We start from the raw sequence: 22,669 nt of genomic DNA, 5'->3' as shown, positions 1-22,669 counted from the left end.
CGCATGGCGTCGATGGAATGTGAAAGGTCGTAGCATGAAGATTGGCAACCGCGAAATTGGCCCCAACCACCCGCCTTTGGTGATCGCCGAGATCGGGATCAACCATGGTGGCAGCCTTGAGGTGGCCAAGGAAATGGTGCGGCTGGCCGCACTTTCGGGCTGCGAATGTATCAAGCACCAGACCCATATTCTGGAAGATGAAATGACGGATGAGGCAAAATCCATCTTTCCGCCCAATGCCGATGTGTCGATCTGGCATGTGATGGAGGCTTGCGCGCTGAGCCTTGAGGATGAGCGCGCGCTGAAGGATTACACCGAATCCCTCGGGATGATCTATATCTCGACCCCGTTCAGCCGGGCGGCGGCGGATTTCTTGGAAACGCTGGATGTGCCTGCCTACAAGATCGGCTCGGGCGAGGCGGATAACCTGCCGCTGATCCGCCATATCGCGCGCTTTGGCAAACCGGTGATCCTGTCGACGGGGATGCAAAGCATCGAAACCATCCGTGCCAGCGTGGCCATTCTGGATGCGGCGGGGGTGGATTATGCGCTGCTGGAATGCACCAACCTTTACCCCAGCCCGCCGGAAATCGTGTCGCTGCAAGGGGTGACGGACCTGAAAGCGGCCTTTCCGCGCGCGGTTGTCGGCTTTTCCGACCATTCGATCGGGCCGGAAATGGCTTTGGCCTCCGTCGCCTTGGGCGCCTGTATTCTGGAGCGGCATTACACCGATACCCGCTATCGCAAAGGCCCCGATATCATCAACTCCATGGACCCGGCAGAGCTGAAATTCCTGATCGACCGGTCCAAGGAGATTCACACCGCCTTGCACAATCCCAAGCAGCGGACAGAGGCCGAAGAACCGGTTTACCGTTTCGCCCGCGCCTCTGTGGTGGCGGATCGTGATCTGGCCGAGGGCCATGTGATCACCGAAAGCGACATCTGGGCCCGCCGCCCCGGCTCGGGCGAGATTGCGGGCTATGAGTTTGACAAGGTGCTGGGCAAACGGCTGACCCGCGCCGTGACCCGTAACACCCAGTTGAAATGGAGCGATCTGGCATGATTCCGCTTTGGAAGCTGAAGCGTGAACTCAAACGTCCAGTCGATCAGCTACACTCTCTGGTGCGGTTGCCCTTCGACATTGTAACCAAGTGGCGGCACGACAACAGTTTCCATGCGCGCATCAAACTAACCAAGGGCCAGCAACCATCAGGGCAGAAGTTTGCGATCCTGCTGATCTATCAGCCCAAGGGCCTTGCGGCATCGACGTTTAAAACCTGCCGGCATCTCATTGAAAATGGCTATTCAGTGCTGTTGGTTTCCAATACCGCCCTGACGGATGACGCGCGGGCCATGCTTGCGCCCGTCACGTGGCAAATTCTGGAACGGCCGAATGTCGGGTATGATTTCGGCGGCTACCGCGATGGTTTGCGTATTTTGCGCGAGGCCAATGTCGATATGCAGTCATTGGTGGTGCTGAATGACAGCATCTGGTGGCCCCTGTGCGACGGTGATCGCAGCCTGCAAGTGATGGAGGGGCTTGGGGTCGATTTTGGTGGGATGATCCTGCGGCCCCCGGGAAAAGCACGAAAACGAGCGACAAATCGCACCCCACATTTGCAATCCTATTTCTTCTGGTTTGGCCCCAAGGTGCTGGCATCCGAAGCATTCAATGGTTTTTGGAAAAACTATCCTCTGTCCAGCTTCAAATATAACACGATCCGCCAAGGCGAGCTGCGTTTGACCAAGACCCTCTTGGACGCGGGGTTTAGCGTGGCACCTTTGTTTTCGTTCGAGGCGCTTATGGAAAAACTCGCAACGAAGCCAAATGACTATCTGCGCAAGGTCATCCACTATGGTGCCTATCGCTTCCCTGAAATGGCTGAAACAGCGGCGGCGCTGGAAGGGGCGGAAACCTTGGATGACATCTGGCGCTCTGCAGCCTTTGACTTGTTTCGCACCATGGAGAGCAGGAGTGAATTTCACTTGGCGCTGCGGTTTGCCTGTGTCGATCTTCTGGATTTGAATTTTCTAAAGCGGTCCGCGGCCGAGCCGAAAGACTCGCTTCATCATGTTGGCCGTGGGAAGTATCTGGAGGCGGTTCGCAAGGGCGATTTGCCTGCGCCGACACCTTTGGTCTTGGCCGAGATCGAAGAGCGCCATCGGTCTGGCGCCGCTGCGGTAGGGCGTTAAGGTGACATATCCTCGTAGTGAAATCGCCGTGTTCCTGATCAATCTGAAGCGATCGGAAAAACGCCGCCGCGATATGGCGGACCGTCTGGCGCAGTTGGGGTTGCCCTATACCGTGTTTGACGCAGTGGATGGCCGGGCCAATTGGGCCACGCTTGCGCCCAGCGTTGATATTGCTGCGTTTGAGCGAAACACAGGGCGCCGCGTTTTGCCCGGCGAAATCGGCACCTATCATTCCCATCTTGGCGTGTGGCAGGCGTTTGTGGACTCGGGGCAGAGAATTGCATTGGTATTGGAAGATGATGTTGTCTTTCACGATGATTTTCTGTCGGCGCTGGACTTGGCTGTTGCGGCAGTGGATCAATGGGATTTTCTGAAGCTCAATAAAATCCGGGCCAAACATCCGCGCCTGCAAGGCAAGATAGGGCCGTATGATTTGAATGCCTATGTTGGTGCGGCCACCGGTTTGGGCGCTTATCTGATCACGCATGATCTGGCCACAAGGCTTTTGCCTGCCATGCTGCCCATTACCCGCCCGATTGACCACGAACTTGACCGGATTTTTGTGCATGACTTCCGGCATTTCGGCCTGGAGCCTTTCCCCAGCCATGTTGATGATGGGAATGAAAGCACGATCACCGGCAGCAGTTTTTCAGAGGTGCAGAAGTTTCCGAAATGGAAGCGTCTGCCAAACTACGCTTTGCGGCTGCGCAATCTGATCGGGAAAGCTATTTATCTGGCGCGGTCGCGGCAAAGGTAATCAAGCCGGGGCGGGGTGTTGTGCCACCTGCGATAAACGCCTATTTTGACGCGACTTTGTTCAGCTGCTAAGGATATCCCGCCGTGACCCAATCCCTTCTTTTCGTCACCGGAACACGGGCCGATTTTGGCAAGCTGGAACCGCTGGCGATTGCTGCGCGGGATGCGGGGTTTGCCGTGTCGTTTTTCGTGACGGGCATGCATATGCTGGAACGCTATGGCATGACCAAGCTGGAAGTGCAGCGCATGGCGGGGGTGCCGGTGCATGAGTTTTTGAACCAGCGCCCCGGCGATCCGCAGGATATGATTTTGGCGAAAACCGTCATCGGCTTTTCCGATTTCGTGACCGAACACCGCCCCGATCTGATCATCACCCATGGCGACCGGGTGGAGGCACTGGCCTGCACCTTGGTTGCGGCCACCAATTACATCCGCTCTGGCCATGTCGAAGGCGGCGAGGTTTCGGGCACGATTGATGAGATTTTCCGCCATTGTAACTCCAAGCTTGCCTCGGCGCATTTCGTTTCCAGCCAAGCGGCGGCGCGGCGGGTGATGGCCTTGGGCGAACCGGCCGAGGCTGTGCATGTCATCGGCTCGCCAGAGCTGGACTTTCACTCGCGCCCTTCAGGGGTGACGATTGAGGCCGTGCGCGCCCGCTATGGCATCGGGTTCACGGATTACGGGATATGCGTGTTCCACCCTGTCACCTCGGAACAGGCGACGATGGGCGCGCAGGCGGAAAGCCTTTATGCGGCGTTGGAGGCCTCGGGGCGGAATTTCGTGCTGATCGCGCCGAATAATGATCCGGGGTCGGATGCGATTTTCGCGGTGATCAACAAGCTGCCCAAGGATAGGTTCCGGCTGATCCCGTCGATGCGTTTTGCGCATTTTTCCGAACTGATGAAAAACGCGGCCTGCATGGTGGGCAATTCCTCGGCTGGTGTGCGCGAGGCGCCGTTTCTGGGCATCCCCTCGCTGGATATTGGCACGCGGCAACATAACCGGTCAGAGGCCGCATCAATCCGCTATGCCGATGCGGCGGACCGTGCGGCGATTGCGGCCTTTCTGGCCGAGGATTGGGGCAAGACCCATGCCCGCGACGAAGGTTTCGGCTCTGGCAGCGCGGCAGAGCGGTTTGTGGCGGTGTTGAAAGACCAAGCGTTCTGGGCGCGCGGCTTGCAAAAAGAGTTTCAGGACCTTGGCTAAGCCGCGCCCCCCCGGATATGCCCTGCGCGCCTATATGGCGCTGTGGCGCGTGTTGGCGCGGGTGGCCCCTTGGCATCTGAAACGGCGGTTGGCAAAGGGGCGGGAGGATGCCGCCCGCTGGCGGGAAAAGCTGGGGCAGGCGGGGCAGCCGCGCCCCGAAGGTCCGGTTATCTGGTTGAATGGCGTGGGCGTGGGCGAGGTGATGGCCCTGCGCGGCGTGATCGAGGCGATGGGCCGCGCCAACCCTGCGGTGCATTTCCTGCTGACATCCTCGGCCCGGTCATCGGCCGAGGTGGTGGCCGCCAATCTGCCACCGCGCTGCATCCACCAATATCTACCGCTGGATGCGCCCGCATTCGTCTCGCGGTTTCTGGACCATTGGCGGCCCGATCTGTCGATCTGGTCGGATCAGGAGGTTTGGCCAACAGCGGTCTATCTGGCGGATCAGCGGGGGGTGCCGCTGGTGTTTCTGAATGCGCGGATTACGGCGGAATCGGCCGAAAAGCGCAGGTTTGCCAAGGCGTTATACGCCGATGTTCTGGCGCGGTTTTGCCAGATCTTTGCGCAGGACCAACGGTCGGCGAAACATCTGGCAGCCCTTGGTGCGGGGATTGTGCAGGTCACGCCGTCGTTGAAAGCGGCGGCCCCGGTGCTTTCGGCCAAAACGGCAGAGCTGGACCGGATGCAGGCCATGTTCGCGGGCCGCCGCCTTTGGGTCGCGGCCTCTACCCATCTGGAGGATGAGGCGGTGGCCATGGCCGCGCAGGCTCAGCTTTTTGCGCAAGACCCACGCTGGTTGCTGATCCTTGCGCCGCGTGACCCAAAGCGGCATCTGGCGCTGGAAATGCCCTTCGCGCAGCGCAGCAAAGGGGCGGTGCTGGCGGGGGAATCGGTGTATCTGGCGGATACATTCGGCGAATTGGGTCTGTGGTATCGGCTGGCGCGGGTGGCACTGGTGGGCGGCAGTTTCGGCCCCGTCGAAGGCCATAACCCGTGGGAACCCGCAGCACTTGGCTGTGCGGTGTTGCATGGCCCGCGCGTTGGCAATTTCACTGCCGATTATGCCAGTTTGCAAGCTGCGGATGCTGCGCGGCAGGTCACGGATGCCGACAGTCTGATCCGCGCCTTGGGGGCCGCTGATCTGGAACAAATGGGCCTGCGCGGCCAGTCCCTTGTGCGGCGGGTCACGCCGCTGGATGATCTGGCCGCTGATCTGCTGGGAATGGCGGGCTATGGCTAAGTTTCCATCCCTCAAGCTGCGGCTGGCTTTGTTGGCCTATGGGCTGATCTGGGCTTTGGGCCTGCCGTTTGTGCTGTTCTATCTGTGGCGGCGTGGGCGCAAAGACCCGGATTACAGCCGCCGCATCGCGGAACGCTTTGGCTTTTACGGCACGCCGAAACCGGGCGGCGTCTGGGTGCATGCGGTGTCCTTGGGCGAGTTGCGGTCTGCCGTGCCGCTGATCCATGCGCTGCTGGGGCAGGGGGAGCGGGTGATCCTGACCCATTTCACCCCGGCAGGGCGGCGCGAATCGACCCGGGTTTTTGCCGATGCCATCGCACGCGGCGAGGTTCGCGTGCTGTGGGTGCCGTTTGAACTGGGCTTTTGTTATCGCAACTTCTTCGACGCGCAGGCCCCGAAATACGGGCTGGTCATGGAGGTAGAGATTTGGCCGCGCATGATCATGGCGGCGCGGGCGGCAGGCGTGCCCTTGTTCATGTGCAACGCGCAATATCCCAGCAAAAGCTATGCGCGCGATGGGCAAACGGGGCTGCGTGCGCAGATCATGCAGGGCTTTGCGGGGGCTTTGGTGAAATCGGATGTGCAGGCTCACCGCTTTGCCAGTGTCGGTGTGCAGGCGATTGAGGTGACGGGGGAGCTGCGCTTTGACCAGCCGATCCCGCCCGCGCTGATTGCGGCGGGGCAGGCTGCCCGCCCCGCGCGTGAAGTGGTGGTGATCGCCAGCGCGGTGGAAGGCGAGGATGAAGGCTATATCAGCGCGATCAAGGCGGTGCGGGCGCAGCGGGATGTGCTGTTCGTCTATGTGCCGCGCGCACCGGAACGGTTTGACGCGGTGGCCGAGATGTTGACAGCAGCGGGGCTGCGCATCGCGCGACGCAGCGCGGTGTTTGATGCGGATTTGCAGGGCGCCGTGCCGGAGACGGCCGAGGTGCTGCTGGGCGACAGTCTGGGGGAGATGTATTTTTACCTGACCATGGCCACGCGTGTTGTGGTGGGCGGCGGTTTCACCCCCAAAGGCGCGCATAATATCATCGAACCGTTGGCCCTGAAAAAGCCGGTTCTGGTGGGGCCGGAAACCTTTACCATCGAATACCCGTTCGCAGAGGCTCAGGCCGCAGGCGTGGCCCGTTCTGTGCCGGATTTCGATGCTTTGGCGCAGGCGCTGGTTGCGCCAGCGGACCCGTCAGCCCAAGCGATTGACGGGTTTTTCGCCGCCCATGCCGGGGCCACCCCGCGCACGCTTGCGGGTATTCAGCGCCTGCTTACCAAGCGCTGAACCCGCCATCCACATTGACCATCTGCCCCGTCATATAGCCCGATTGCGCCGACGCGAGGAACAGCATGGCATCGGCAATCTCATCGGGTTCGCACATGCGGCCCGCCATGATCAATTCGCCGACGCGGCGCTGAAATTCCTCGGAATGGTTGTTGAACACCGCCCCCGGTGCGATGGTGTTCACGGTGGCCTTGCGCTTGGCCCAATAGCCCGCAAGCCAAACCGTCAGCCCGTGAATCCCTGCCTTAGTGACACCGTAAGCCGAGAAGTTTTTGAACGGCATACCGTCATAAATGGGGTGATGCGCCCCGTTGAGCGCATACATCGAGGCGACATTGATCAGCGTGGCAGGGTATTTGCCGATGATGTCACGGTCCATCTGCCGTGCGATCATGAAAGCGCCGGTCAGGTTCACGCGCATGGTCTTTTCAAAATCAGCGACAGAGGTATCGGCGAAATCGGGAAAGGATTTGCCCGCGCCCATCAGCATCTCCCCCGTGATGGCGGCATTGTTCAGCACGACATTGGGTTCCCAGCCATCGGCCATGATGCGTTGAAAGATACCTTCAACCTGACTTTCGTCTGCAACATCAAGATCATAGAAGCGGAAGTTCGCGTTGCCTTCATGCACGGCTTTCAAGGCGTCGGCGCGGTGGCCGGGCAGGTCGCTGGACACCACGCGCGCCCCCGCCGCCAGCATCCGCCGCACATAGGTAGAGCCCAAGACCCCCCCCGACCCGGTGATGAATACGGTGCGTCCGGCAAGTTGCTTATCCATGGGTCGTCTCCTCAAGATGGGATTTCATCAGAAATTCCACCAGTTTGAAATCAAAGGGGCTGTCGATATCCACACAGCGTTCGGCGGGCATCAGATAGGGGATCACGCGGCCTTCATACAGGCTTTTGGCGCGGCGCAGGTAATCGGGGGCCACGACATAGGTGGAGGCGGCATGTTCATACACCACCGGGGCCTGTTGGCGCGCCACCACACCGCCGGGCAGCGGCTTGGAGACATGCAGCGCGCCGCTGGCATCGGGTTCGACAAGGTTGAAATAGGGGTTCTTGCGCGCCTCGCAGCACGACATCACCATATCGGGGCGTTGCGCCGCAAACAGGTCCAGCGCGGCGGGAATATCGGCGGCGTGGCGCAGGGGCGAGGTGCAATCAAGGTCCAGAAAAGCGGTGACGGGGCCGGACATCAGCGGCTCCGACACCTCCAGCGCGTGTTGCCACACGCCCCATTTGCCCGCCGTATCGGTGGCCAGATGCGCCGGGCGCAAGCCGATGGGCAGCGCGCCCTTGGCGACCGCATGGGCATAGATCGCCTCATCATCGGTGGACACCACTACCGCATCCACCTGCGGGCAGGCGAAAAGCTGGTCCAGCGACCAGTCAATCAGCGGTTTGCCGCAGAGGTCGCGGAAATTCTTGCCCGGCACCCCTTTGGAGCCTTTGCGCGCGCCGATATGTCCCAAGATCATGGAATGTCCTTTGTGATGGTGCCGATGAATCGGCGCTGTTCCCAAGCCTGCGCCGTCAGCCGGCAGCTTTCGCCGACCCGGTCAAGCCGGGGGAAATGTTCGATCCCGCGCAGGGGTTTGCCTGCGATCAGGGCCAGAAAATCGCTGGCGGCGGCCATGAACATCTCATTGCGTTCCAATGGCAGATGCGGGGTTTCCACGGCTTGCCCCTGTGCGATGCGATAGGTTTGCGCGGCAAAATCATAGCTGCGGCTGGCCTTTGTGCCGTTGATCTGTGCCTGCCGGATCAGGCGGGGGGCAAGGTAATCCATCGCCACACATCCCGTCACCTGACCCGAGGCCAAGGCGATCCGGCTGGCCATATCCACACCGGGATAGGCGGTATGGCCATGCGAATGCACCGATTCCACCCGCAGGCCGGGGAACAGACAGGCGGCCATGTCCAGCTCGTGGCACAGGTCCAGCAGCACGCCGCCGCCTTGGGGCTTGGCGGCGTAGCTGTCGGAAAAGCGCCAATTCTCGCGCCATTGCGTCACATCATGGCCGATGGCAAAGCTGAAGTGATAGCTGTCGGACAGGTCCGCCTGCGCCAGATCGCGAAAGGCCGGGTGATAGCGCATCATCAGGCCCAGCATCGACCGCGCGGCAATCGGGGCTGCGGCGGCAAGGCAGGCATTCAGGTCGTTGCTGCAAAAGGCCAGCGGCTTTTCGACATAGATCGGCACATCGGCCTTGGCCGCCGCCACGATCAGCGGCAGGCGAATCTGTGTTTCCGTGGCGATGACCATTCCGTCAAACCGGCTGCCCGCCAGCGCCGTCTCTACCCCTTCAACAGAGGTGGCGCGCCAGCCGATTGCCGTCACCTCGGCCCCCAAAGCACGAAAATTTTCGGCATGGCGGCGACCGATGGACCCGGTGCCAATCACCAATATTCGTTGCACCATTTTTGTCTTTGTCCTGCCTCTGGCTGCCTTGGTCTGCAAACTACCCGCAGGCCCGACCCGGCGCAATGCGTCGATGGGCAAGAAAACCCCCTTGAAGCCCGCAAACGTATCGGCTATTCAGCCGCCAACGGGTTGTTAGCTCAGTTGGTAGAGCGCTTCGTTTACACCGAAGATGTCGGCGGTTCGAGCCCGTCACGACCCACCATCCCCCCTTTTGATCATCTGCGCACAGACCCCCTGCGGCTGTTTGCGTTTTGTGCCGCCCCGTTTCGCCCTATGTTCAAGCCAACCCTGACACAGGAGGCTTGGAACATGAGTTGGAACCCCGCGCTGGACCCCGATATCCCGGTTGGTGATGCGGTTGATGCCATTGACGCCATCATCATCCCGCGCGCCCGCGATCTGGGCGGGTTTGAGGTGCGCCGCGCGCTGCCGTCCAACAAGCGGCAAATGCTGGGGCCGTTCATCTTTTTCGATCATTTCGGCCCGACCGAATTTCTGACAAGCAAAGGTATAGACGTGCGCCCGCATCCGCATATCGGGCTTGGAACGGTGACCTATCTGATGCAAGGGCGCATCCACCACCGGGACAGTCTGGGCACCGATCAATGGATCGAACCGGGGGCGGTGAACTGGATGCTGGCGGGCAATGGCATCACCCATTCCGAACGGATGGATGGGCCGGGGCCTGCCGGGCCGCTGTTTGGCTTGCAGACATGGCTCGCGCTGCCCGAGGCGCATGAGGAAGACCCTGCCGATTTCGTCCATTCCCCCAAGGCCGACCTGCCGGTGCTGGAGGGGGAGGGCAAAGAGCTGCGCTTGATTTTGGGTGATGCCTGGGGCGCGCGTGCACCGATTCCGATGCTGTCCGAGGTGTTTTATGCCGATGCCATCCTGCAACCGGGTGCAGCGATTCCGCTGCCCGATAACCATGAGGACCGTGGCGCCTATGTGTTGCAAGGCGCGGTGACGGTGGGCGGCGAAACCCATACCGAGGGCCGGATGCTGGTGTTTCGCCCCGGCGACCGGATTTCGCTGCGCGCAGGCGAGCAGGGCGCGCGGCTGATGCTGCTGGGCGGGGCGACGATGGGCGGGCCGCGCCATATCTGGTGGAATTTCGTGGCCTCCAGCCGCGACAAGATAGATGCCGCGAAAGAGGCATGGCGCGCGGGCGATTGGGCGCATGGCCGCTTTCAACTGCCACCCGGCGATGACCAGGAATTTATTCCTGCGCCAGAGCGGTGAAAAAACCATAATGCCCGCTTGACGCCGTGCGCGGGCTTCCGTAATACCCCCACATGTTCGGGCGGGCCCGGATGGCTTATGCGGTTGTAGCTCAGTTGGTTAGAGTACCGGCCTGTCACGCCGGGGGTCGCGGGTTCGAGCCCCGTCAACCGCGCCAGCCATCCGCCCGCCCCGAACATGAAAAAATGCGCGGTTGTAGCTCAGTTGGTTAGAGTACCGGCCTGTCACGCCGGGGGTCGCGGGTTCGAGCCCCGTCAACCGCGCCATTTTTCCCCTTTCTTCCTTGGATCACAGGCGTTCTGCGCAGCGCGCGGCATGAAAAAGCCTGCTCCGTATTACAGGGGCAGGCTTCGGGCCATTTTGGCCTTTGCGCTGTGCAGCCAGATTACGCGGCGCTGTGGCGGCGCAGCAAGGATTGCGCGGTATAGACCAGAATCGCCGTGCCCACGGCCCCCGCCACCGCAATGCCCAGAAACACGATCACATCAATCGGGCCGCCAAGATTGCCAAGCTTGGAATGTGTCACCGCCAGCACAAACCACACCGCCGCCACCGCGCCAAAGGGCATCGACAGTTGCGCCAGCAGAAACTTGCGCCAAGACACGCTGCGATCGCGGATCAACACATAAAGATAAGCCACTGTGACCAAAACCGCAGCGATCACCATCGCCCAGAACAGCCCGGCGCCAAAGATTTCTTCAAACACGGCCAAAAGCATACCGAATGTCAGGTCTTTCATGTCTTGCCTCCTTCAGGCGCGGCCACGCAGCATGGCGTTATAAGTGGGTTTCAAGGCAACTTCCTTCATCAGCCAACTGATCCACAACTCCTCCAGCGGGGCGATGATGCCGGGGAAAGACGGGGTGAGGTTGTTGTTATAGTCAAACTCCACCAACATCGCGCGCCCGACACGGGTGATCATCGGGCAAGAGGTATAGCCGTTATAGCTCTGCGTTGGTTCTGCCCCGGTGATGGCCGCGATCAAACCATCCTCCACCACCGGCACCTGCCATTTGACCGAGGCGGCGGTTTTGCCCTTGGGCACACCCGCCACATCGCCCAGCGCCCAGATTTCGGGATAGCGCAGGTGGCGCAGGCTGGCCTTGTCACATTCCACCCAGCCCTGATCTGTCCATTTATCGGCCCAACTCAGCCCCGATTGGCGGATCACCTCTGGCGCGCGCTGAGGGGGGATGACGTGGATATAATCATAATCGCGGGTCACGGGGCCGGTGGGTGTATCAAAGGTGGCTGTCTTGGCACCTGCATCCAAGGCGCGCAGCACATGCGCATAATTCGGTGTGATGCCCCGGTCACCAAACAGCATCCGCACCTTTTCCGACACAATCGGCACCCCGAACAGCGCATCATTATTGGCCATATATTGCACGTCCAGCTTACCGCGCGTGCCTGCACTGCGGGCGATATCCTCAATCAGGAATGTGTGCTTGAGCGGCGCGCCCGCACATTTCATCTCGGTCGCGGGGCGGGTGAACAGCCCGACACCCCCCGTCTCGGTATAGGTCTTGGCGGCAGCCCAGGTCGCGGCAGCATATTGTGGCCCGGCATAAAGCGCGCCGATGCCGTTCTTGCCCACCATATCCAGCGAAAACCCTTCAATCGCGTCATGGTCCAGCACAAGGCCGGGGGCGAGGACAAGGAAATCATAGGGCAGGCTTTGCCCGCCGGCCGTGGCCACGGTTTTCGCCTCCGGGTCAATCGCGGCAGCCGCCTCGGCTATCAACGTTACCCCGTCGGGCAACCAATCCGTGGTTTTGGAAATCACATAATCCGCCGGTTTCAACCCGGCAGCCACCAGCGACAGGCCGGGCTGATACAAATGCTCTGCCCGCGGATCAAGCAGGGTGATCTGCGCCCCGGACAACCGCGCGACCAAGCGGTTTGCCAGTGCCGTGCCACCCGCACCGGCCCCGATGATGACAATCCGCGCCTTGGTCGCCACCTGCGCCTGCGCCGGCCCTGCCTGCGACATAGCCCCCGCCGCAACCCCTGCCGCCGCCAACCCGAAAAACTGCCGGCGGTTCGCCCTTAGCTTGCCCATGATTTTTCCTCCGAAATACCATATTCAAAACTAAGAATATATGATGATTGCAGAGGCGGCGTTGATATGGGTCAAACCGGGCACAGAATTCGCCCGGCCAAATGCAGGGTCAAGCAACGGGCGGCGATCGCCTCGTCACAGCTTGATCCGATAGCGCAGATGCCCGTCCGTGGCGGTATAGCTGTCATAAAGCTTGCGCGCGCGGCTGTTGCCCGCATCCGTGTGCCAATACAGCCGACCATATCCTTTGGTGCGACAAATCGCGATCAGATCATCCATCAAGGCCCGCCCCGCGCCTTTGCCCCGCGCGGCCTCGGACAGAAACAGATCCTCCAGATAACAATCGGCCCCGGCAGCCCAAGTCGACAAATGCGTGTGATACAGCGCAAACCCCACCATCTCGCCCCCCATCTCTGCCGCGCGCCCTTGCAACACGGCTGATGGGTTCACAATCCGCGCCCAGGTCTGATTGGTAATCTCGGGGGCCAGATCCACCTCGTAAAAGGCCAGATACTGCGCCCAAAGCCCGCGCCAAACCGCCTCATCTTCGGGCAGAATATCTCGAATGGTAACGGCCATCGTTCCTCTTTCTTTTCGGTCCAAATATCCCGGGGGGTCCGGGGGGCTGGCCCCCCGGCTTTTGGCTTGGTCCGGGGGGCTGGCCCCCCGGCTTTTGGTTTACTTCGGGGGGGCCGGCCCCCCGGCCTTTGGTTTTATCCAAGACCCCCGGTCACCGCGTCAAACGCTCCAACACCCGCGCCCAGGATCGGATTCCCTTGTGAAAACTTTCCAGATCGTATTTCTCATTGGGCGAATGGATCTGATCGTCATCCTTGCCAAAACCGATCAGCATCGCATCCATATCCAGATAGGTCTTGAAATAGCCCGCAATCGGGATGGATCCACCACAGCCCACATAGGCCGCCGCCACCCCCCATTCATCGGTCAGCGCCGCGCGCGAGGCCTCGAAGGCCGGATGCGCGATGCTCATCTGTCCTGCCGGGCTGTTGCCATGGCCTTTGAAGTCCACCGTGCAATCGGCGGGCAGGGCGGCCTGCACATAGGCGCGGAACGCCTCGCGGATGGCAAAGGGGTCTTGCTGGCCCACCAAGCGAAAGCTGATTTTGGCATGGGCCTGCGCGGGCAGAACGGTTTTGAACCCATCCCCGGTATAGCCCCCCCAGATGCCGTTCACCTCACAGGTCGGGCGCGACCAGATCATTTCCAGCGGCGTGCGGTCCTGCTCGCCCGCAGGCAGCGACAGGCCCACATCGCCCAGAAACCGCGCGTGGTCAAAGGCGAGGCCTTGCCACTGCGCCCGCATCTCATCCGACAATTCCGGCACGCCATCGTAAAAGCCGGGCAAGGTGATGCGCCCGGTTTCATCATGCAGCCCTGCGATGATCCGGGACAGCACGCGGATCGGGTTGCGCGCCACCCCGCCATACATGCCCGAATGCAGGTCCTTGTTGGGGCCGTGGATCGTCAGCTCTTCGCCCAGCAGCCCGCGCAGCATGGTCACAATCGCCGGGGTCTTGGATTCGAACAGCCCGGTGTCACAAATCAGCGCCACATCGGCGCGCAGCTCATCCGCGTTTTCCTGCATGAACGGGATGAGAGAGGGCGAACCGGATTCCTCCTCCCCCTCCAGAAACACCGTGATGCGGCAGGGCAGGGTGCCATGTTCGGCTTTCCACGCGCGGCAGGCCTCCAGAAAGGTCATCAATTGCCCCTTGTCATCCGACGAACCGCGCCCCCGGATCACCCGGCCTGCCGGGGTGTCTTCGACCTGCGGATCAAAGGGGTCACGGTTCCACAGGTTCAGCGGGTCCACCGGCTGCACATCATAATGACCGTAAAACAGCAGATGCGGCCCCGCGCCATCCACATGGCCCACAACCATCGGATGCCCCGGCGTCGGGCGTTTGGAGGCGTCAAAACCCAGCCCTTTCAAATCCTCCACCAGCCAATCGGCGGCGCGGTCACAGTCGGCCTTATAGGCCGGATCGGTCGAGATGGAGGGGATGCGCAGCAGGTCCAGCAAGCGGTCAGTGGCCTGCGGCAGGTCCGCGTCAATTCGGGACAAGACAGCATCAAGGGACATGGGCATTCTCCGATATGTGATTTCGCGGGCAGAGTATCAGCCACGCGGCCCCTGTCCAGAGCCGCCAAAACCCGTTAAAAAGGCGCAACGCCGGCCTGTCCGGCCCCTGCTGAGTGGAGTTTGAAGATGCGCAAGACAGCAACCGCCCTGATCGGGGCAAGCCTGATTCTTTCTGGTCTGGGTCAGGCGGCCTGGGCCGAACCCCTGTCGGGAAAAGAGGCGGTGAAGCAGATGTTCTCGGCCAAAGGGGCCGAGGTGGAATTGCTGCCCGTCGCAGGCCAGACGCCGGAAGATGCAGCCCTGTTGCAGCAGGTGGTCAAGGATTACGCCTATTACGCCGCCGTAGCGATTGCCCCCGATGAGGAATTGCTGAAATCCGAAGCGACAATGCTGGTCGCCAATCACCACAGCGCCGAGGCTGCCTCTGCCGCCGCACTGGACGGCTGCAACAAGGCCCGCAAAGGCGGCGCGGAATGTGTGGTCGCCGCCGTTGTGCGCCCGAAGAAATGGGAACAGCGCGCCTTGCAATTGTCGGTCGAAGGCACCGTGGCCCTGACCAGCGATTACGGCAAAAAAGGGGAGCGCGCGATGGCGACATCGGCCAAAACCGGGTTCTTTGCCTTGGCGCAAGGGGCCGGGGCGCAGGATGCCGCGCTGAAAGCCTGTGCCGATAAAGGGGCGAGTGATTGCGCCATTGCGGTGGCTGACGCCGAGTAAACCCAAGGCAATTGACCATTTGCACGAAAAAGGGGGCGTCAAATTGCCCCCTTTTGGATATATGATTTGATGAATATCAAGGTCGCCGCGCCGAATCTCATGCAAGATACCCTAAATCTGCATGATTCCCGTGACAGATCAGTGCCAGCCTACTGTGCCAGCTACCCGGAGACGCCGAATGAACTATGAAGCCGCACTCGACACCGCCTTGAACCGGTTGCACGAGGAGGGCCGCTATCGGACCTTCATTGATATTGAGCGTCGCAAAGGGGCCTATCCGTCAGCGGTCTGGCGCAAGAAAGATGGGTCAGAGCAGGATATCACCGTCTGGTGCGGCAATGATTATCTTGGCATGGGCCAGCATCCGGTGGTTCTGGCCGCCATGCGCGAGGCGCTGGAGGCCACGGGCGCAGGCTCGGGCGGGACGCGCAATATTTCCGGCACCACGGTGTATCATAACCGGCTGGAGGCTGAACTTGCCGATCTGCATGGCAAGGAGGCGGCCTTGGTCTTTACCAGCGCCTATAACGCCAATGACGCCACGCTTTCCACCTTGCCGAAGCTGTTTCCTGGCCTGATCATCTATTCCGACGCGCTTAACCATGCGTCGATGATCGAAGGCGTGCGCCGCAATGGCGGGGCCAAACGGATTTTCCGTCACAACGATGTGGCGCATCTGCGCCAACTGCTGGCCGCCGATGATCCGGCCGCGCCCAAGCTGATCGCCTTTGAATCGATTTATTCGATGGATGGCGATTTTGGCTCGATCAAGGAGATCTGCGATCTGGCGGATGAGTTTGGCGCGCTGACCTATATCGACGAGGTGCATGCCGTGGGCATGTATGGCCCGCGCGGGGCAGGGGTTGCCGAACGCGATGGGCTGATGCACCGGTTGGATATCATCAACGGCACGCTGGCCAAGGCTTATGGTGTTGCGGGCGGCTATATCGCGGCATCGGCCAAGATGTGCGACGCCGTGCGTTCCTATGCGCCGGGGTTCATCTTTACCTCCTCGATGCCGCCTGCGGTGGCCGCAGGGGCGGCGGCTTCGGTCCGGCATCTGAAAACCGCGCAGCATTTGCGCGATGCCCAGCAGTTGCATGCCCGCATCCTGAAAGACCGCCTGAAATCCATCGGCCTGCCGCTGATCGACCACGGCAGCCATATCGTTCCGGTGCATGTCGGCTGCCCGGTGCATTGCAAGGCCTTGTCTGACATGCTGCTGGATAAATTCGGCATCTATGTGCAGCCGATCAACTTCCCCACCGTGCCGCGCGGCACCGAGCGGCTGCGCTTCACCCCGTCGCCTGTTCACGATGCGTCACAAATTGACATGCTTGTGAAGGCAATGGACACGCTCTGGCGGCAATGTGCGCTGAATCGTGCCGAGTTGTCGGCCTGATCCTTTCTGCGGGTGCAAAGCATGTTGTATTGTGGTAATATTTCCACAATACGAAGGCTCTGAGTCGGATTTAAACGACTCGGGCAGGAATTTGGGGCAGTTACGGGGCAGGGTTTATGATCGGCCGGAGGACAACACCTTCGACGTCTGAAAACGACAAACCTAAAGGGTTTGACGATTTCGAATTGCGTCTAGGCGATCTTATGCGCGGCGAACGCGCGACCTTGGGCAAATCCCTGCTCGATGTTCAGCGTGAGCTGAAGATCAAGGCCACTTATGTTGCCGCTATCGAAAATTGCGATGTGACTGCCTTTGAAACCCAAGGGTTTGTGGCAGGCTATGTGCGCTCTTACGCGCGTTATCTGGGCATGGACCCAGACTGGGCCTATGAGAAATTCTGCCGTGAGGCGAATTTCACGCTGGCGCATGGCATGTCGGCCGCCGCGTCGCCCGCCCGGATTTCCGCCGCGCGCAGCCGCTCGCAGGATTTTGGCGACCCGCTCGCCAACCCCAACGCAACCTTTGTGCCGCGCGGGGAATCGATGTTTGCCCGGATCGAACCGGGGGCGATTGGCTCGCTTCTGGTTTTGCTCGGCCTGATCGGTGGTCTGGGCTATGGCGGCTGGTCGGTCCTGCAAGAGGTGCAGCGCGTGCAGCTTGCCCCCGTCGACCAAGCGCCGCAGGTCGTGGCCGAGATTGACCCCTTGGGCAATGTGCAAGGCGTGGCCCCCTTGGTCCGCTCTGCCCCCGAAGCCGAAACCGAAACCGTGGCCGCCCCTGCGCCCACGACTTTGGCCGCCGATATCACCCCGATCACCGGGTCTGACCGGATTTATCGCCCGCAGGCGCTGGATGTTCCGGTGCTGACCTCGCGTGATGGCCCGATTGCGGCGATTGATCCGCAGCGCAGCGCGGAGCCTGTTGTCATCGCCGATGCCGAAACCGGAGAGGTTGCGACCTCCGAAGTGCAGGTGGTTGCCGCCGATGCGCCAAAGGTTGAACTGCTCGCCGTGCGCCCGTCTTGGGTGCGGGTGCAGGCCGCGGATGGTACGGTGCTGTTTGAAAAGGTTCTGGACGCTGGCGAACGCTATGCCGTTCCCGCGATGGAAACCGCGCCGCTGTTGCGCGCGGGCAATTCCGGTTCGGTCTATTTCGCGGTTCTGGGCAAAACCTATGGCCCCGCCGCCCCCGGTGCGCAGGTCGTCAAGAATGTCGAACTCTCGCCCGAGGCGCTGACCGAAGCTTACGCGCTGGCGGATTTGACCGGGGATACCGATCTGGCCAAATTCGTTGATGTGGCCGAAGTCACCAATCCCTGACATCTGCGCTGATCTGCCGGTTGCTCTTGGCGGCCGCCGGGCCTATCTCTGCATCACAGCAGAACAGGACATATCCCCATGACCCATAATCCGATCCGACCCTGGCGCAATATCACCCGCCGGAAATCCCGCCAGATCATGGTGGGCAAGGTTGCCGTCGGGGGGGATGCGCCGATTTCGGTGCAAACCATGACCAACACGCTGACCACCGATATCAAGGCCACGATCGAACAGGTGCAACGCGCCGCCGTGGCCGGTGCCGATATCGTCCGCGTCTCGGCCCCCGACCGCGAAAGCGCCTTGGCCCTGCGCGAGATTTGCGCCGAAAGCCCGGTGCCGATCGTGGCCGACATCCATTTCCACTACAAACGCGCGATTGAGGCCGCCGAAGCAGGTGCCGCCTGCCTGCGCATCAACCCCGGCAATATCGGCGATGCCGCCCGCGTGCGCGAAGTGATCAAGGCTGCGAAAGATCACGGCTGCTCCATCCGTATCGGTGTCAATGCGGGCAGTCTGGAACGCCACCTGCTGGACAAATACGGAGAGCCATGCCCCGACGCGATGGTGGAATCCGGTCTGGACCATATCAAGATCCTGCAAGACAATGACTTTCACGAATTCAAGATCAGCGTCAAAGCCTCTGACGTGTTCATGGCCGCCGCCGCCTATCAGCAATTGGCCGATGTCACCGATGCACCGATCCATCTTGGCATCACCGAGGCCGGGGGCCTGCAATCGGGCACCGTGAAATCCGCCATCGGCCTTGGCAACCTGCTGTGGTCCGGCATTGGCGACACGATCCGCGTCTCGCTCTCTGCCGATCCGGTGGAAGAGGTGAAAGTCGGGTTCGAAATCCTCAAATCCCTCGGGTTGCGCCATCGCGGCGTCACCATCATCTCTTGCCCCTCCTGCGCGCGTCAGGGGTTTGACGTGATCAAGACCGTGACTGAACTGGAAAACCGGCTCGCCCATATCACCACATCCATGAGCCTGAGCATCATCGGCTGCGTGGTCAACGGCCCCGGCGAGGCGCTGATGACAGATATCGGCTTCACCGGCGGCGGCGCAGGCTCTGGCATGGTCTATCTTGCGGGCAAGCAAAGCCATAAACTCGGCAATGAAGCGATGATCGACCATATCGTCGAACTGGTTGAGAAAAAAGCCGCAGATATCGAGGCCGCAACCGAAGACGCCACCACGACCCCGCTCTGACCCGCTTTCTTTTCGGCCCAAATATCCCACAGGGGGTCCGGGGGACGTGAAGTCCCCCGGCTTTTTTTATCGGGCAGGGCGACGTGAAGTCCCCCGTGCGGGCCAGAAACCCCGGCCTCAGCCCTTGCGCTGGCCGTCCACGATCTGGCGCATCCCGTCCAGCGGCACATAGCCACGCACCAAGGTTTCATCAATCACAAAGGTCGGCGTGCCATTCACGTCTAAGCGCTGCGCCAGCGCGCGGTTGGCCTCGATCACGGCCGTTACCTCGGGGCTGGTCATCCGGGCCATCACCGCATCGGTATCGGCCAGCCCGACCTCGGCCCCAAGCGCGGCAAGGCTTTCCGCTGTCACATCGGCGCGCATCACCATCAGCGCGTCATGCGCCTTTTCATAGGCTTCGGCCCCTTCCACCTGCAACACCGCCACCGCAAAGCGCGACGCCAGTTCCGACTGCTCGCCCAGAATCGGGAACTCTTTGACGACAAAGCGAATATTGCCATCGCTTTCGATCAGCTCCGCCACTTCCTCAAAGGCTTTTTTGCAATAACCGCAGCGATAATCCATGAATTCCACCACCGTGATATCGCCATCAGGGTTGCCGCCGACCCAGCTTGCCGGATCGTTGAAAATCTCATCGGCATTGGTTTGCAGCAGGGCAATGTCATTCGCGGCGGCCTCGGCATTGCGGCGCTCTTCCAGCACGGCAATCGCTTCCATCAGCACCTCGGGGTTTTCCATCAGATAGGCCCGCACTTCGGCACGGAAATCGGCGCGCTCGGCCTCCGACAGCTTGCTTTGCGCAAAGGCAGCCCCCGAAACGCCAGCGGCAAGGGCCATCGCCACAGCGGTGGTCGCGATCAGTTTTTTCATTCTTCTGCTCCGTGTTCGCGGCCCCGGTGGCACGCGCTGGTTGACCTATTCCCCCTCATGCCCGATTGCAGGGGGGCAGGGCAACCCGATTGCCCCGTGACGTGGTGAAGCATAGGGGCAGGGATATGCGGGTTTCAAGGCGGGGGGCGGTTGATCCCTTCATTGTGATGGATGTGATGGAGGCCGCGCGCAAGGCCGAGGCCGCAGGCCGCCATATCGTGCATATGGAGGTGGGCCAACCCGGCACACCCGCCCCGCGCGCTGCCCGACACGCCCTTGCCTCCGCGATGGAGCAAGGCGCGCTTGGCTATACGGTGGCGCTTGGCCTGCCGGAACTGCGCGCCGGCATCGCAGCACTTTACCAGCGTTGGTATGGTGTCAGCCTTGACCCCTCGCGCGTGATCGTCACTTCCGGCTCTTCTGCCGCCTTTCTTCTGGCCTTTACCGCCTTGTTTGATGCCGGTGCCCGCGTGGGGTTGGGGGAGCCGGGCTATCCATCTTATCGTCAGATCCTCAAGGCGCTGTCGCTGGTTCCTGTGGGTCTGCCCACATCGCTGGAAAACCGCCTGCAACCCGTGCCCGCCGATCTTGATGCTGTGGCGATGGACGGGCTGATCGTGGCCAGCCCCGGCAACCCCTCTGGCACCATGCTGGACCATGCGGCGCTGAAGGCACTGATCGACCATTGTGCCGCGAGGGATATCAGCTTCATCTCGGATGAGATTTACCACGGGCTTCACTACGGCCCCCGCGCCGTCTCTGCCTTGGAAATCACCGATCAGGCCTATGTCATCAACTCTTTTTCCAAGTATTTCAGCATGACAGGCTGGCGCGTGGGCTGGATGGTGGTGCCCGAAGATCATGTGCGGCTGGTGGAACGTCTGGCGCAAAACATGTTCATTTGCCCGCCACATGCCAGTCAGGTCGCGGCGCTGGCCGCACTCGATTGTGTGGATGAGCTGGAGGCCAACCGCGCCACCTATGCCGAAAACCGCCGCTTGATGCTGGAGGGGTTGGCCGAGGCTGGCTTTACCCGCATCGCGCCGCCTGATGGGGCGTTTTATATCTATGCCGATGTGTCGGATTATACCCGCGACAGCCTTGGCTTTTGCGCCCAAATTCTGGAACAGGCGGGCGTGGCGGTGACACCGGGGCTGGATTTCGACCCGCTGCGCGGCGGCCAGACCCTGCGCTTTTCCTATGCCCGCAGCACGGCCGAGATTGTCGAAGGCATTGCCCGGCTCAAGGCGTTCATGGCCGCACAAACGAAGCTTTGAATTTACTTTCAGCGCCGGGGCCGGGATAAAGGGGCAAAGCACAAGGGGCAGGCGATGCGGTGGATTTTGGCAGTATGGGCAGCGATCTGGATGCAGGTGCATCCGCTTGTCGCACAAGAGCTTTCCGCCATCGCGCGGCTGGACCCGGCCACGTCAGGCATCACCGATGCAGGGCAGGGGGTGGCGCTGACCCTGACCCTGTCGCAGCCGGTGCCATGGCGGGTGCGGCTGTTGGCCGATCCGCCGCGGTTGGTGCTGGACACGCGCGAGGTGGATTGGACCCAGATCGCCAGCGTGGCGCAAGACAGTGACAGCGTTCTGGCGCTGCGGGCCGGGGTGTTTCGTCCGGGCTGGTCGCGGCTGGTGCTGGAACTGGCGGGCCCTATGGCCGTGACCAGCGCCGCGATGGAAACCGAAACCGGGGCCGCCCGCATCGCATTGCGGCTGGACCCGGCCAGCGCCGAGGCTTTTGCCGCCCTTGCCGCAAAACCCGAACCCGAAGGCTGGGCGCTGCCAGCCCCTGCCGACCTGCCCAAAATCCTGCCCCATACCGGCGGGCCCTTGGTTGTGGTGCTGGACCCCGGCCACGGCGGCCTTGATCCGGGGGCGGAACGGGAAGGCCATAAGGAAGCCGACCTGATGCTGACCTTCGCGCGGGAATTCAAAGAGGCCTTGCAGCGCGATGGCGATTTTTTGGTGGTGCTGACGCGCGATGATGATGTTTTTGTGCCGCTGGAGGCGCGGATTTCGGTCGCCCGCGCGGTGGGCGCGCAGGTGCTGATATCGCTGCATGCCGATGCTTTGGCCGAAGGCGAGGCCACGGGTGCCACGCTTTACACCTTGTCCGATGATGCCACCGACATGGCCACACAGGCGCTGGCCGAACGCCATGACCGCGATGATCTGCTGTCGGGGGTGGACCTGACCGAACAGGACGACCTGATTGCCAATGTGCTGATGGATATGGCCCGTACCGAAACCGCACCCAAGGTCGACCGTCTGGCCGAAAGCCTGAAGGTCGCCATCAAGGCGGAAGGGCTGCGGATGCACCGCCACCCCATCCAATCCGGCGGGTTTTCGGTGCTGAAATCACCGGATATCCCGTCGGTTCTGATTGAACTGGGGTTTTTATCCTCGGCCCGCGATCTGGCACGATTGACGGACCCTGCGTGGCGGGCACGGATGATCGGGGCCTTGCGCGCGGGCTTGCTGGCTTGGGCCGCACAAGAGGCGGCGCTGTCGGGGGCCACAAAGCCCTGAAGCCCGCTGTGACGCGGCGTTTTCTCACGCAAAAATGCGCGAAATCACGCCTTGATGCGGGGCGAACCTTTTGACCAAACCCTATATGCTGTATATAGGGCG

The 22,669-nt window shown here is 61.4% G+C and carries 21 protein-coding genes and 3 tRNA genes; 16 read left to right on the top strand and 8 right to left on the bottom strand.

Translation table 11 applies throughout. From position 1 onward, the window contains the following. Window positions 1-34: 34 nt before the first annotated feature. The 6 genes from EGN72_RS14190 (at window position 35) to EGN72_RS14165 (ending at window position 6,671) form a co-directional block, all read left to right on the top strand. Window positions 35-1,063: an N-acetylneuraminate synthase family protein gene (locus tag EGN72_RS14190; RefSeq protein WP_127048689.1), complete on the top strand. Its 1,029-nt coding sequence runs from the start codon at window positions 35-37 to the stop codon at window positions 1,061-1,063. Then, complete coding sequence (locus tag EGN72_RS14185; protein ID WP_158623201.1) at window positions 1,060-2,193, top strand: rhamnan synthesis F family protein; 1,134 nt, start codon at window positions 1,060-1,062, stop codon at window positions 2,191-2,193. Before EGN72_RS14190 ends, EGN72_RS14185 begins: the two co-directional genes overlap by 4 nt. Window position 2,194: 1 nt before the next feature. After that, the gene (locus EGN72_RS14180; protein WP_127048685.1) at window positions 2,195-2,950 is read left to right on the top strand and encodes a glycosyltransferase family 25 protein; all 756 of its coding nucleotides are present in this window, start codon (window positions 2,195-2,197) and stop codon (window positions 2,948-2,950) included. 83 nt (window positions 2,951-3,033) lie between these two features. Then, a complete protein-coding gene (gene neuC / locus EGN72_RS14175) occupies window positions 3,034-4,155 on the top strand; it encodes a UDP-N-acetylglucosamine 2-epimerase (protein WP_127048684.1) in 1,122 nt (373 codons plus the stop codon). Continuing rightward, window positions 4,148-5,395, top strand: a complete 1,248-nt coding sequence (locus EGN72_RS14170; RefSeq protein ID WP_127048682.1) for a 3-deoxy-D-manno-octulosonic acid transferase — start codon at window positions 4,148-4,150, stop codon at window positions 5,393-5,395. The genes neuC and EGN72_RS14170 overlap by 8 nt, the downstream gene beginning before the upstream one ends. Beyond that, window positions 5,388-6,671: a 3-deoxy-D-manno-octulosonic acid transferase gene (locus EGN72_RS14165; protein ID WP_127048680.1), complete on the top strand. Its 1,284-nt coding sequence runs from the start codon at window positions 5,388-5,390 to the stop codon at window positions 6,669-6,671. The genes EGN72_RS14170 and EGN72_RS14165 overlap by 8 nt, the downstream gene beginning before the upstream one ends. On the opposite strand, the gene EGN72_RS14160 is transcribed toward EGN72_RS14165, so the two are convergent. Genes EGN72_RS14160 through EGN72_RS14150 form a run of 3 tightly spaced genes read right to left on the bottom strand, consistent with a single transcriptional unit; the run spans window position 6,658 to window position 9,093 of the window. Continuing rightward, entirely contained in the window at window positions 6,658-7,449 is a 792-nt protein-coding gene (locus tag EGN72_RS14160; protein ID WP_127048678.1) for an SDR family NAD(P)-dependent oxidoreductase, read from the bottom strand. The two genes, EGN72_RS14165 and EGN72_RS14160, sit on opposite strands and share 14 nt — an antisense overlap. Beyond that, window positions 7,442-8,152: an acylneuraminate cytidylyltransferase family protein gene (locus EGN72_RS14155; RefSeq protein ID WP_127048676.1), complete on the bottom strand. Its 711-nt coding sequence runs from the start codon at window positions 8,150-8,152 to the stop codon at window positions 7,442-7,444. The genes EGN72_RS14160 and EGN72_RS14155 overlap by 8 nt, the downstream gene beginning before the upstream one ends. Then, window positions 8,149-9,093 (bottom strand): Gfo/Idh/MocA family protein, encoded by a 945-nt coding sequence (locus EGN72_RS14150; protein WP_127048674.1) that lies wholly within the window; start codon window positions 9,091-9,093, stop codon window positions 8,149-8,151. The genes EGN72_RS14155 and EGN72_RS14150 overlap by 4 nt, the downstream gene beginning before the upstream one ends. 132 nt (window positions 9,094-9,225) lie before the next feature. Between EGN72_RS14150 and EGN72_RS14145 the strand changes: the two genes are divergently transcribed. The 4 genes from EGN72_RS14145 to EGN72_RS14130 all read left to right on the top strand — a co-directional run bounded on the left by EGN72_RS14145 (window position 9,226) and on the right by EGN72_RS14130 (window position 10,607). Further along, window positions 9,226-9,301 (top strand) — tRNA-Val (locus tag EGN72_RS14145). A gap of 107 nt (window positions 9,302-9,408) precedes the next feature. Further along, complete coding sequence (locus EGN72_RS14140; RefSeq protein WP_158623200.1) at window positions 9,409-10,341, top strand: pirin family protein; 933 nt, start codon at window positions 9,409-9,411, stop codon at window positions 10,339-10,341. Between the two features lie 80 nt (window positions 10,342-10,421). Continuing rightward, window positions 10,422-10,498, top strand: a tRNA-Asp gene (locus EGN72_RS14135). A gap of 32 nt (window positions 10,499-10,530) precedes the next feature. Next, window positions 10,531-10,607, top strand: a tRNA-Asp gene (locus tag EGN72_RS14130). Window positions 10,608-10,726: 119 nt separating this feature from the next. On the opposite strand, the gene EGN72_RS14125 is transcribed toward EGN72_RS14130, so the two are convergent. The 4 genes from EGN72_RS14125 to EGN72_RS14110 all read right to left on the bottom strand — a co-directional run bounded on the left by EGN72_RS14125 (window position 10,727) and on the right by EGN72_RS14110 (window position 14,507). Next, window positions 10,727-11,080, bottom strand: a complete 354-nt coding sequence (locus tag EGN72_RS14125) for a DUF5368 domain-containing protein (RefSeq protein WP_127048670.1) — start codon at window positions 11,078-11,080, stop codon at window positions 10,727-10,729. 12 nt (window positions 11,081-11,092) lie between these two features. Further along, on the bottom strand, window positions 11,093-12,403 hold the full coding sequence (locus tag EGN72_RS14120) for an FAD/NAD(P)-binding oxidoreductase (protein WP_127048668.1): 1,311 nt from the start codon (window positions 12,401-12,403) through the stop codon (window positions 11,093-11,095). A gap of 135 nt (window positions 12,404-12,538) precedes the next feature. Then, entirely contained in the window at window positions 12,539-12,982 is a 444-nt protein-coding gene (locus EGN72_RS14115) for a GNAT family N-acetyltransferase (RefSeq protein WP_127048666.1), read from the bottom strand. Between the two features lie 151 nt (window positions 12,983-13,133). Beyond that, window positions 13,134-14,507, bottom strand: a complete 1,374-nt coding sequence (locus EGN72_RS14110) for a M20/M25/M40 family metallo-hydrolase (RefSeq protein ID WP_127048664.1) — start codon at window positions 14,505-14,507, stop codon at window positions 13,134-13,136. Between the two features lie 126 nt (window positions 14,508-14,633). On the opposite strand from EGN72_RS14110, the gene EGN72_RS14105 reads away from it, so the two are divergent. The 4 genes from EGN72_RS14105 to ispG all read left to right on the top strand — a co-directional run bounded on the left by EGN72_RS14105 (window position 14,634) and on the right by ispG (window position 19,157). Beyond that, window positions 14,634-15,224, top strand: coding sequence for a 5-aminolevulic acid synthase (locus EGN72_RS14105; protein ID WP_127048662.1), 591 nt, complete (start codon window positions 14,634-14,636; stop codon window positions 15,222-15,224). Window positions 15,225-15,402: 178 nt separating this feature from the next. Continuing rightward, window positions 15,403-16,626: a 5-aminolevulinate synthase gene (gene hemA, locus EGN72_RS14100; RefSeq protein WP_127048660.1), complete on the top strand. Its 1,224-nt coding sequence runs from the start codon at window positions 15,403-15,405 to the stop codon at window positions 16,624-16,626. Between the two features lie 116 nt (window positions 16,627-16,742). Then, window positions 16,743-17,945: a helix-turn-helix domain-containing protein gene (locus EGN72_RS14095; protein WP_127048658.1), complete on the top strand. Its 1,203-nt coding sequence runs from the start codon at window positions 16,743-16,745 to the stop codon at window positions 17,943-17,945. Between the two features lie 78 nt (window positions 17,946-18,023). Next, entirely contained in the window at window positions 18,024-19,157 is a 1,134-nt protein-coding gene (ispG, locus tag EGN72_RS14090; RefSeq protein WP_127048656.1) for a flavodoxin-dependent (E)-4-hydroxy-3-methylbut-2-enyl-diphosphate synthase, read from the top strand. A gap of 117 nt (window positions 19,158-19,274) precedes the next feature. Here the strand turns inward: ispG and EGN72_RS14085 are convergent, their stop codons facing one another. Then, complete coding sequence (locus EGN72_RS14085; protein WP_127048654.1) at window positions 19,275-20,030, bottom strand: DsbA family protein; 756 nt, start codon at window positions 20,028-20,030, stop codon at window positions 19,275-19,277. A 125-nt stretch (window positions 20,031-20,155) separates the two neighbouring features. Here EGN72_RS14085 and EGN72_RS14080 point away from each other — a divergent pair, with 125 nt between their 5' ends. Together EGN72_RS14080 and EGN72_RS14075 are read left to right on the top strand one after the other, a co-directional pair. Continuing rightward, complete coding sequence (locus tag EGN72_RS14080; protein ID WP_127048653.1) at window positions 20,156-21,307, top strand: pyridoxal phosphate-dependent aminotransferase; 1,152 nt, start codon at window positions 20,156-20,158, stop codon at window positions 21,305-21,307. Between the two features lie 54 nt (window positions 21,308-21,361). Continuing rightward, window positions 21,362-22,567: an N-acetylmuramoyl-L-alanine amidase gene (locus tag EGN72_RS14075; protein WP_127048651.1), complete on the top strand. Its 1,206-nt coding sequence runs from the start codon at window positions 21,362-21,364 to the stop codon at window positions 22,565-22,567. The last annotated feature ends 102 nt before the right edge of the window (window positions 22,568-22,669 follow it).

The sequence above is a fragment of the Pseudorhodobacter sp. E13 genome (assembly GCF_003991405.1).
Taxonomy (GTDB): Bacteria; Pseudomonadota; Alphaproteobacteria; order Rhodobacterales; family Rhodobacteraceae; genus Pseudorhodobacter.
This window is presented reverse-complemented; position numbering and strand designations above follow the sequence as displayed.

Bases quoted from the DNA above. Each gene is read 5' to 3' on its own strand.
- EGN72_RS14125 (WP_127048670.1), bottom strand. From the start codon at position 11,080: ATGAAAGACCTGACATTCGGTATGCTTTTGGCCGTGTTTGAAGAAATC.
- hemA (WP_127048660.1), top strand. From the start codon at position 15,403: ATGAACTATGAAGCCGCACTCGACACCGCCTTGAACCGGTTGCACGAG.
- ispG (WP_127048656.1), top strand. From the start codon at position 18,024: ATGACCCATAATCCGATCCGACCCTGGCGCAATATCACCCGCCGGAAA.
- EGN72_RS14120 (WP_127048668.1), bottom strand. From the start codon at position 12,403: ATGGGCAAGCTAAGGGCGAACCGCCGGCAGTTTTTCGGGTTGGCGGCG.
- EGN72_RS14110 (WP_127048664.1), bottom strand. From the start codon at position 14,507: ATGTCCCTTGATGCTGTCTTGTCCCGAATTGACGCGGACCTGCCGCAG.
- EGN72_RS14165 (WP_127048680.1), top strand. From the start codon at position 5,388: ATGGCTAAGTTTCCATCCCTCAAGCTGCGGCTGGCTTTGTTGGCCTAT.
- EGN72_RS14080 (WP_127048653.1), top strand. From the start codon at position 20,156: ATGCGGGTTTCAAGGCGGGGGGCGGTTGATCCCTTCATTGTGATGGAT.
- EGN72_RS14160 (WP_127048678.1), bottom strand. From the start codon at position 7,449: ATGGATAAGCAACTTGCCGGACGCACCGTATTCATCACCGGGTCGGGG.
- EGN72_RS14140 (WP_158623200.1), top strand. From the start codon at position 9,409: ATGAGTTGGAACCCCGCGCTGGACCCCGATATCCCGGTTGGTGATGCG.
- EGN72_RS14155 (WP_127048676.1), bottom strand. From the start codon at position 8,152: ATGATCTTGGGACATATCGGCGCGCGCAAAGGCTCCAAAGGGGTGCCG.
- EGN72_RS14075 (WP_127048651.1), top strand. From the start codon at position 21,362: ATGCGGTGGATTTTGGCAGTATGGGCAGCGATCTGGATGCAGGTGCAT.
- EGN72_RS14115 (WP_127048666.1), bottom strand. From the start codon at position 12,982: ATGGCCGTTACCATTCGAGATATTCTGCCCGAAGATGAGGCGGTTTGG.
- EGN72_RS14085 (WP_127048654.1), bottom strand. From the start codon at position 20,030: ATGAAAAAACTGATCGCGACCACCGCTGTGGCGATGGCCCTTGCCGCT.
- EGN72_RS14105 (WP_127048662.1), top strand. From the start codon at position 14,634: ATGCGCAAGACAGCAACCGCCCTGATCGGGGCAAGCCTGATTCTTTCT.
- EGN72_RS14185 (WP_158623201.1), top strand. From the start codon at position 1,060: ATGATTCCGCTTTGGAAGCTGAAGCGTGAACTCAAACGTCCAGTCGAT.
- EGN72_RS14095 (WP_127048658.1), top strand. From the start codon at position 16,743: ATGATCGGCCGGAGGACAACACCTTCGACGTCTGAAAACGACAAACCT.
- EGN72_RS14190 (WP_127048689.1), top strand. From the start codon at position 35: ATGAAGATTGGCAACCGCGAAATTGGCCCCAACCACCCGCCTTTGGTG.